Origin of the sequence: Photobacterium sp. OFAV2-7, assembly GCF_022347985.1 — a bacterium.
Lineage (GTDB): Bacteria > Pseudomonadota > Gammaproteobacteria > Enterobacterales > Vibrionaceae > Photobacterium.
In genome coordinates, this window is sequence record NZ_JAKRFQ010000596.1 from 1 (window position 1) to 3,285 (window position 3,285).

General features: G+C 46.8%; 3 protein-coding genes. 2 read left to right on the plus strand and 1 reads right to left on the minus strand.

Annotation, left to right across the window (positions count from 1 at the left end):
• Window positions 1-2,075: biotin carboxylase N-terminal domain-containing protein (locus tag MHN01_RS21425; protein ID WP_239413338.1), on the plus strand; the 2,075-nt coding region annotated here is incomplete at its 5' end.
• 16 nt (window positions 2,076-2,091) lie between these two features.
• The gene (locus MHN01_RS21430; protein WP_239413339.1) at window positions 2,092-3,018 is read left to right on the plus strand and encodes a hydroxymethylglutaryl-CoA lyase; all 927 of its coding nucleotides are present in this window, start codon (window positions 2,092-2,094) and stop codon (window positions 3,016-3,018) included.
• A gap of 48 nt (window positions 3,019-3,066) precedes the next feature.
• Here the strand turns inward: MHN01_RS21430 and MHN01_RS21435 are convergent.
• On the minus strand, window positions 3,067-3,285 hold a 219-nt coding region (locus MHN01_RS21435; RefSeq protein WP_239413340.1), incomplete at its 5' end, for a hypothetical protein.

The window sequence follows — 3,285 nt, forward strand, 5'->3', positions numbered from 1 at the left end:
ACCGTGGTGAAATTGCGTGCAGGGTTATTGAGACCGCTCAAATAATGGGCATTGAAACCATCGCTATTTATTCAGAAGCAGACAGGCTAGCCAAGCATGTCTGCATGGCCGATCACGCCATATTGGTAGGTGAAGCGCCAGCCGCAAATTCCTACCTCAATATTGTACGGATTATACAAGCCGCTAAGACACTCAAGGCTGATGCCGTTCATCCGGGTTACGGTTTTCTTTCTGAAAATGCATCGTTTGCCGAAGCTTGCCTTGAAAACGATTTAATTTTCATCGGTCCACCGTCTTCAGCAATGAAAGCAATGAGCTCAAAGTCAGATGCTAAATCCATTATGGAACAAGCACATGTTCCCTTAATACCGGGATACCACGGTAACGATAATAGCATTGAAACACTAACTGCGACAGCCAACCAAATCGGCTACCCTGTCCTGCTCAAAGCAGCACTCGGTGGCGGTGGGAAAGGCATGCGGATCGTCGAGTCCGAACATGACATGCCCGATGCGATTGCCAGCGCCAAACGCGAATCAACGGCATCGTTCGGAGATGATTTGCTGCTTATTGAAAAATACCTGGTCGAGCCGAGGCATATTGAAGTTCAAGTATTTGCCGACCAATACGGTAATGCGGTCTATCTTTCTGATCGTGATTGCTCAATTCAACGACGTCATCAAAAAATAGTCGAAGAGGCACCGGCTCCCAACCTACCGGAATCACTACGTCATGCAATGGGTAAGGCTGCTGTCGATGCTGCCAAAGCGATTGGTTATATCGGTGCCGGTACTGTCGAGTTTTTACTTGACGCTTCCGGTCAGTTTTACTTCATGGAAATGAACACCCGACTTCAGGTCGAGCATCCGGTTACAGAGCTCATAACTGGGCAAGATTTGGTTGAATGGCAAATCAATATCGCCAGGGGTAATCCGCTCCCAATCAGCCAAAACGAGATAGTCCATCAGGGGCACGCGATGGAAGTAAGGATTTATGCAGAGGATCCAAATCAGGACTTCTTGCCTTCATCGGGTCATATTCATCATCTTAGTGAGCCAGAAAACAGCAACAAGCAAACAATTGTCAGGGTAGATTCCGGGATCCAACAAGGTGACACCGTCACCTCTCATTATGACCCAATGCTGTCAAAGCTCATCGTCTGGGCCTCAACCAGAAAAACAGCAATTACAGCACTTTCTCAGGCACTTGCAGATTATAGGCTGATTGGCCCTGCAACCAATATTGATTATCTACAGCGGGTCATTAACCACCCAGCTTTCAACAATGCCGACCTCACAACCCATTTTATAGAGCATCATCAAGCTGAACTTAACAACGAGCAAGCACCTCGCGCCAAGCTAAGAGACACAGGCAACGCTGATGCTGACAAGACCAGCAACCACTCAGGCTTGCTAACTATTTCCAAACTAACACTATTCGCTGCAATATCAGCTATCCATCGGGAAGGTCAGTTTGTGCATTGGCGCTTAAATCAACCAGCGAGCCAAAAAATAGCAGTGAATCACACCCGAGATAGACATTGTCACTTTCTCTTTCAGTTCCCAGATCTATCAACATCAGTATCAAAAGCGCTTGCACCTAATGGCCAACAAATCAAATTGGTACAGGTAGAAACGAATAACCAGCAATATTACCTGGCCGCTCAGAATATCCACCTGTTATCTATTACCAATATCAACGGTGGGCATCGCTACCAGATAGAAATTAATGGTCAGAAAGAACACTTTACGCATATTGAATCAAATGAAGAGCAGCATATTTATTATCAAACCTGGCATGATAATTATTTCATCGGTAACGACACTGACCATGTCCATTTACATAATGAAGAAGAAAATCAAGCCATTGCTCCCCTGAATGGCATCATCACTGCCCTACTCAGCCAACCGGGTGATAGCGTCGACAAGGACCAGCCTCTGTTAGTTATAGAAGCCATGAAAATGGAATATACCGTCAGAGCGCCATACAAAGGCATTGTTTCAAAAGTGCTATTCGCACTCGGTGATCAAGTGGATCATGGCGAACTACTCGTGCGTATTGATCCGGAAAAATAACAGACGGAGAGCCCTGATGTCGATTTTACCCAAGCATGTTTCTATTGTTGAAGTCGGCGCACGAGACGGCCTGCAAAATGAAAATCTAGTCACGACCGCTGACAAGGTTAACTTTATCAACCAGCTCTCAAAAACGGGGCTGAAGCATATTGAGGCCGGTGCATTTGTCTCCCACAAGTGGGTACCACAAATGGCCGATTCACTCTCTGTAATGAACCAGATTAACCGTGATTCTGGCATCACCTACTCAGCACTGACACCAAACGTAAAAGGCTTCGAACTCGCTTTGCAGGCTGGTGCGGATCAAGTCGCGATATTTGGTTCTGCCTCGGATGGCTTCAGCCAACACAACATCAACTGTTCGGTTAGTGAAAGTCTAAAACGGTTCGAACCTGTGATGGAACTGGCCGAGCAATACCAAATACCAGTTCGGGGATATCTCTCATGTGTTGCCGATTGCCCCTACGATGGTGCAACGCCACCCGCCAAAGTGGCTAAAGTCGCCAACGAGTTGCTCAACCTTGGTTGTTATGAAATCTCACTTGGCGACACAATAGGAACCGCCACTCCATTACGCATTGCAACAATGCTTGAGGCGGTAAGCCAGCGTATTCCCGTCAACCAACTCGCCGTTCATTTCCATGACACATGGGGTCAAGCACTTGCCAATATCTACCAAGCGCTGACGATGGGAATAACTGTCATCGACAGCAGCACTTCAGGCCTTGGTGGTTGCCCTTATGCCGACGGGGCGAGCGGAAACGTGGCGACAGAAGATGTGCTCTACCTCTGCAACGGGCTAGGAATCGAAACAGGCATCGACATAGACAAGGTTGCAGACGCAGGCTGGAATATATGCCAACAACTTGGCAAGTTGCCTTCATCAAAGGCTTCTCTTGCAATCAGAGCCAGAAAGCTCAGAAATGAACAAAAAAGACGATAGTTACTTCGATCAGAGTAACCATCGTCAAAGACAAACGGGGCATTGCAATTATTGCTCAGACCTTAAGAAACGTTGCTCGGCTTCAAGTTCGTTCACTGCCCGCCATATTTTCTGCTCCCTAGATTGATGTTTTTCAAAGTTCTTGGTGATCCCTTCAACACTAAGCTCATCCATAGGGCCAATATATTGATCCGCATATCCAGAAAACAGTTTTCTGAATTCTTCCACCGTCGGCAAGCAATTGTTGTCTTGCTCAAAGTCCTCAAA